The 6,776-nt window shown below is 39.5% G+C and carries 2 protein-coding genes and 2 pseudogenes; all 4 read right to left on the reverse strand.

The annotated features are described in order from the left end of the window. Positions 1-56: 56 nt before the first annotated feature. Entirely contained in the window at positions 57-3,095 is a 3,039-nt protein-coding gene (locus A9267_RS08225) for a TonB-dependent receptor (protein WP_065108875.1), read from the reverse strand. 382 nt (positions 3,096-3,477) lie between these two features. Then, positions 3,478-4,467, reverse strand: coding sequence for a polysaccharide lyase family 7 protein (locus A9267_RS08230; protein ID WP_065108876.1), 990 nt, complete (start codon positions 4,465-4,467; stop codon positions 3,478-3,480). Positions 4,468-5,596: 1,129 nt separating this feature from the next. Continuing rightward, positions 5,597-5,804 (reverse strand): annotated as a pseudogene (locus A9267_RS21490) (hypothetical protein); the annotation flags it as partial. 759 nt (positions 5,805-6,563) lie between these two features. Next, positions 6,564-6,776: pseudogene (locus A9267_RS21885) on the reverse strand (transposase); the annotation flags it as partial.

Here is a 6,776-nt window from a genome sequence, read left to right on the forward strand (position 1 = left end):
ACTCCAAAAAGATTCTTTTCCAAATTTAGCTTGTTTTATTTAAGTACTAGACTTGGCTAGTACTTAAAGCTGACACCTGCGAACAGGCGAGGACCGTAATCACTTACTTGACCCAAGTTACCTTGGGTATAGAAGTCATCACTGCGAGGCTCACTGAACAAGTTAATTGCTGAAACTTTAATACGAAGGTGTTGATTGATTTTGTAAGCAGCACGAGCTTCCCAAATACCTGCCTCATCAACATAACGCAGTCTTGTGCCGTTAGAAGTGTATGGTTGGAAGTATTCACTACGATACTTGTAGATAAGCGCAGTATCAAAACCGCCTATTTGGTAGTAAACCTGTCCATTGAATACATGCTCAGAAAATCCAGGTACTGAAGCAGGAGGAACAATACCTACGGTTTCCTGAGTAACAACACCATCTAAACCAGTAGTAAAGGTATTACCGTAGTTACTATCTTCAAACTCATAGGTTGTATCGGCGTAGTTATAACCAAGCTTCACACCAACGCCCAAATCCCAACGATACGAGAATGTCGCTTCGAAACCATAAAGGTCACTGTTTTCGTCAGTAGTGACTGAATTAGTAATAGGTAAAGAAACTTCCACACCGTCAACGATAAAATTCTCTAACTGTGTTTGCTGTTGGTAACCGCCATTGAATTGCTTATAGTAAACACCTAGCGCTACCATAGAGTCATCGCTTGGATACCATTCAAAAGCAGCGTCATAGTTCCATGACATTAATGGTTGAAGATCAGGGTTACCTGAACCATTAACACCAACCAACAAGTCTTCAACTGATTCAGGGTCATCCGAGTCATCGGTTACGAATGTGCGGCTATAACTTAGATCAGATGGATCTGCACGTGACATACCTCGGTAAATACCGGCCCTTAGGAGAATATTGTCATCATAATCAACGACTAAGTTAAAGCTTGGTAGTACTTCAGTGTAATCACCACCACTTTCAATCTTTTCAATACTTCCGTTTGGTACTAATTCGACGATACCTGTCGCCGGATCAGTGACAACGTCGAAACCTTCTCGAAAGCCAATAGAGGTAACGTCAGTATCCACCACACGAACACCAAAGTTACCACGAATATATTTACCAAACATTTCAGTGTCGTAATTAAGCATGGCGTAAGCAGAGGTAGTTTGTTCTGTTACGTCAATAGTACCCGCATTCTCGTATGTAACATCTGGGTATGCGAATTCGCCGCCTTGTGATGCTGCTACTGCTTGAGAGAAACACTCGTTATTGTAAGTTGCCCACGAAGCGCCTGTACCGCTTTCTACAACATTACCTGAACTGTCAACATGGGTGATAATATCACCGTCAGAAACACTGGATAAAAAATCAGTCTCAGGGAAGGCTATTTGGCAACCTTCAAGTACATCGATGGCCGATGTTGCAGATTCATCTAAATTATATGTCGTTCTTGAGCCATTACCGTTCGTGCCACCAAATTGAACAAATGTTAGCTCAGAAACGCGAACACCAGCTTGAACGCTACTAAAAAAATCACTGTCTAGAATATAATCAACATCAAGGCGTGCACCCATAATTTCGTTGTCGCGGACATTTTCTCTGTCGATACGAGTACGAAGGCTATCAGTAAAATTGGAAATATCAGTCACATCAAAATCAGTCACTGTGAAATGAGGAATATATTCACCTAAATCCCAAGATAAGAAAGGACGAGAGCTTGTTCTTCCTCGGTTTGTTATTTGTAGTTCTTCACGGCTGGTTTTAGAGTAGCCAAGGTCAAGACTAATCTTTAGATCATCAGAGAAAAAATGTTCAACGTTCAAGCCATATCCACGATATTTTTCTTCACGCGAAAATTGCTCGCCCGCTGACTCAATGCGTTCTTCACCTTCCCAATGTAGAATACCGCCAACATCGTTTGTGATCAGATTTTGTCCCGTTACACCCGGTGTAACGCGCTTTTGTAAGAAAATTAAATCATGACGCGCTTCTGCTTGGGTACGATCTGAAATTTGCGCGTCAAAATTGATATCCCATTTACTTGAGGGTTGGTATTGTAGAGCAAAGAATAAAGCGTCTCTTTCATCAGATGTTTCATTTTGACGGAAGCTTCGGCTTGAGCCAGTCCATGCGTATTCTCTACCATCATCTACTGCCAGACCTGTGTCTGGATCAATATCATTATTATAACCTTGGTTATTTGAGCCAACAATTTCATCTTCACAATCGCCCGCTGAGCTACGGAAAAAACCGGTATTGGTATCGGTTGGATCATTCAAACATGCCCATAAAGATGAACCCGTTGGGCTTGAGCTTCTATATTCAGCTTCTGGCTGACTAATATCTTGACGCTGCAAACCTACACTCAAACCAAATGCTTGACCGTTATCAAACTCAAATTGATCAACATAACTTAGTGTTCCACGGTAGCCCAAATCACCTTGGAGTGAATTGTCAACGTTTGCTTGGTCTGGGTTGTAGTTACCTTTTACTTCAGCCTGAAAACGTTGCTTACCAAAATCTAAAGGCTTAAGTGTCTCCAGGGTAATAACACCGGCAACCCCACCTTCAATCATGGAAGCATCTTGTGTTTTATAAATAGCGACTTTCTGCATCAACTCTGATGGGAACTGAGAAAAGTTAACTGAACGGTCACCACTACCATTGGTCGCTTCACGGCCATTGATGTTAGTGGCACTTAAGAATGGACCTAAACCACGAATACTGATTTCAGTAGCACCACCATTTTCACGGTGAGATGATGCCCCCGTTAATGTTTCTAGCGCCTCACCAATTGAAAGTGCAGGTAAATCACCAATATCTGAAGCAGATAAACCGTCAACAACCGTGGTAGATTCACGCTTTATTGAAATTTGGTCTTGAATTGTTTTACGTGTACCAGTAACGACAACAACTTCTATATCATTATCAACTTTATCTAGATTTTCAGTTTCGGCTTCTTGTGCTATTGCCGAAAATGCAAAAGAACTGGTTACAGAAGTAAATGCAGCAAGCTTCATCCATTTTGCTATAGGTGAAAGCTTGAACTTCCCTATTTTATGGATGGGTTTTGTTTTTTTACTTAACTTCGTCGACATACCGTACTTCCCCTTAGTATTTTAATAAGCATGTTAATGCCATTTATTGGTATATTTATTTTTGCAAGCAGGTTACTGCCATTTACTTCTTATATTTATTATTGCAAGCAGGTAACTGCCTTAAATTCTTATATTTATTATTGCAAACAGGTGACTGCCATTTACTTCTTATATTTATTATTGCAAGCAGGTGACTGCCATTAAATTCTTATATTTATTATTGCAAGCAGGTGACTGCCTTAAATTCTTATATTTAAATTAGCGCTATATTAATTTCAACAGACGAAACCCAAACAAAAGTTCTAACCTATTAATTTAAATAAAAATATAACCAATAGTTGTAGTTACGAGTTACGAATTTTAAATTGATGTATTAACTGCGCTAAAATTTATACCCTTTATGCGTGTTATGGATATGATAGAAAGTAGCTTGCACATAATCACCATCAGCGCCGCCATTGTTTTGGTTATAAACACCCGCTTTAAAATACATATACTGGTTACTAGCACTGTAACCACTATCTTTCATATCAAAGTACTTAGTAATATTAGGCTTACCTTCCCTGATTATAGTGACGAACAACACTTCATCTTCGACGGAAATTTTATAAGAGAACTTTTCGTTTAAGGCGATGCCGTCATCAGGATCTGACAAAGTATGTGAACGTGAGCCAATCATATTTATCCAAATATCATCACCATCATTTATTTCATGGGCAAAATAAATAGACCCTTTCGAGTTGCCAGGTAATTTTCGGTAATATAAACGGATGGGTTCGTCATCCGTCGCGTGAATTTGGCCGATGATCACGCGTCCGACCTTTTTTTCATCACCAGTGGTAGATACTCGGTTTATTGCCAAAGTCCCTTCCAAACTGCCTTCAACTCCCCCAGACTTAGCTTTCGCCGAACCATGCGCATTGCTGAAAACCCAGTTATTTTTAGTCAGGCCACGCGTTTTTATTCGACTATTACCTCTACGTAGCATTTCGCGTAGTTCGGTTCTCGCATATTTTGTATTTTTTGAGGTCTTGGCACCTATGTTTGGGCAAGCGAATACCAAGCCACCATCATCTGCTGTATAAAAAAATGGCTTTAAGTTAAAGCCTTTACTTAATGATTTCTCATAGACGGTATCAGCTTTTTTATCTTCGTTGAGATCGGTTGGCAACGTTAATGACCAATCGAGTAAGTCAAAATTTTCACCTGGCTTTTTAAGCGGATCGAGTTTTGACAAATCCCCCAGTAAAACACCTTCAGCAAGACTAGTGTGTGACTTAGGAATAAGCGTATTCCCCTCAATTTCCTGAGCATTGAGTGATGCGCTAAAAACAGCTAAAGCAAAAACTAGCGCAGCAAAAACGTCACACATTTTCCTTTGAAAATGTCGGTAAGATTTATATGTGTTGATATTGGAATCCTTGATAATTTACGATCTCTTTGTTGAATATGTTCGTGTATTGTTCGGCTTAACTATTTTCAACGCTTTCTTAGAATACCTATATGCGCAGCATATAGTCGCGCACCTACACATGAACTTAACTAACCCCGAAAAACGTAATAAAAATAGGTAAGACTTTGCCTCTAATTAACACCAAAAATTATCTAATTTCGTTGTAAAAAGAAGCAGAACTCTTTGTTGTATATGCTCAAAGAGCTATGATTAATTGCAATGCATAGAATCATAGATAACTTACCTAACACAGCCGCATCCTTAACAATTTATTCACACCTATAACTTTGTGTTAAACAAAATATAACCACCACAACACATCCTTGTCAACCAAAATAGCGACCCAAGCATTACCAAAAAACTAAATTGGTAGTAACTAAAGCATAGAAAAAGACTAATGGATTGGCTTGACATATTTCCTGCATAACAAAAAGAAACCATATAAACAATAACTTAAAGGAAAGTTAAGCTGTTATTGCTGAATAGTTTTTATATTCACTACCAACGGATATGACAACATGACCAAATAACATAACAAACTTAACCAGCGGTCAGGCCGCATTACCAATCAACGAGATGCATTATTACCAACTAACAATAAGTGCTATTACCAATTCTAATGTAAGCATTACCAATAGATGATGTGATGAGATTACAGTTCAGAACTAATAAGCAGATAATAAGCAGATAATAAGCAGATAATAAGCAGATAATAAGCTGTACGATAATTCGTATGGATTGTGATTTATCAATAATGATCTTGTTGAACGAAGCTACGCTGTCAGGCGCATTAGAGCTTATTTCGATGCATGTCCTAATAACCTTTCAACCGAAGATTTGAAGCACTACTTTGCCAGTTTGATTGCCTTAAATTCGTGGAGCACGGTGAAACTCGACCGTAATGGGTTGCACATTCTCTTGTAAATAGGTCTATCGACATGTCCTTGCCAACAATGGCAATGGCTTAATATTATTCAGCTGCCACAAGTCAATAGACTGCCTGATATGCTTACGCCCGCAGAAGTCTCTATCGTTATTAGTCTTACTCATAAGCTGCGATATCAATGGCAAACACATCCGTCAGTTCAAGAATGAGTGATTCAATCCATCCTCGTCAGTGGTCATAGTTGTTACCTGTGTATTTATCATCACCACATAAGAAGGCGCGGCGAACCACGCGGCTACAGCAATGATAATAAGGGCTGTCTCGTTGACAAGAGTTCAAGGCTAATTGGGGTTCTACGAGGGCGCGGCATCATAACCTCCATGTTTCATGCTCAAAGCAAGCTTAGTAGGAAGTCACGATTGATGTCATTAACTATGGGTGTCTACGTATATTTGCCGCGTTTATCATCACCACATACTCTTTACTCTAAAAGAATGCACGGCGAACCACGCGGCTACAGCAATGATAATAAGGGTATCTCGTTAGCAAGAGTTCAAGGCTAATTTGGCTTCTACGAGGGCGCGGCATCATAACCTCCTTGTTTAATGCTCAAATCAAGCTTAGTAGGAAGTCACGATTGATACCATTAACTATGGGTGTCTATGTATTTTTTGGTTGACTGCCAAAAGTCATAATTGTTTCGCTCACTTTTGCACTCGCGAATTTAAAAACGTTTTTTATTGAGCGAAGGCTTACGAAAATTCCGCATATACATGAACAAAAATCTCGAGCAACACCAGTACATATAATGTACAGCTGCTCGAGATTTTGTCAGACTATGGTTATCTTATGTCAATGTATGCTTTCAGCGACACATTACTTGTCGCTACAAGCATAAGTCGACATAAGCGTGGCTCTACTTTCAATCGGTTAGCTAAAAAATATAACCATATACTGACATAAAATATAACCATAAGCTGACAAATTGAGGCAACTGATAAAATTAAAAATGGCTCCATGTACTTTTATTACAATTTAAGCCGGCCAGCCCCTCACTTCAATATGATTTCAAGCTACTGAGAGGAGTGAAAATGGTGTTTATTAAAGTGATTCAATCAGAGAGGTTATGCTAGGCGCTTAACCACTTTTGGCAGTTAGCTGCGCTTTGTCGTCGTTTGCGGCCGACATGCTCACAATATTCAGTTAGCGCTGGCAGTGCCCCAACCGCACCTTTAAATAATGCCTCGAACTCTGTAGTGATTTTTAACCAGTTTTCAGCGGGAATATTGAGTCGATTAAGAATGTGCTGGCTACTCGTACTTATCGCACCACGCTTGTCATC

This window comes from Shewanella sp. UCD-FRSSP16_17 (genome assembly GCF_001675935.1).
In the GTDB taxonomy this organism is placed as follows: Bacteria; Pseudomonadota; Gammaproteobacteria; order Enterobacterales; family Shewanellaceae; genus Shewanella; species Shewanella japonica.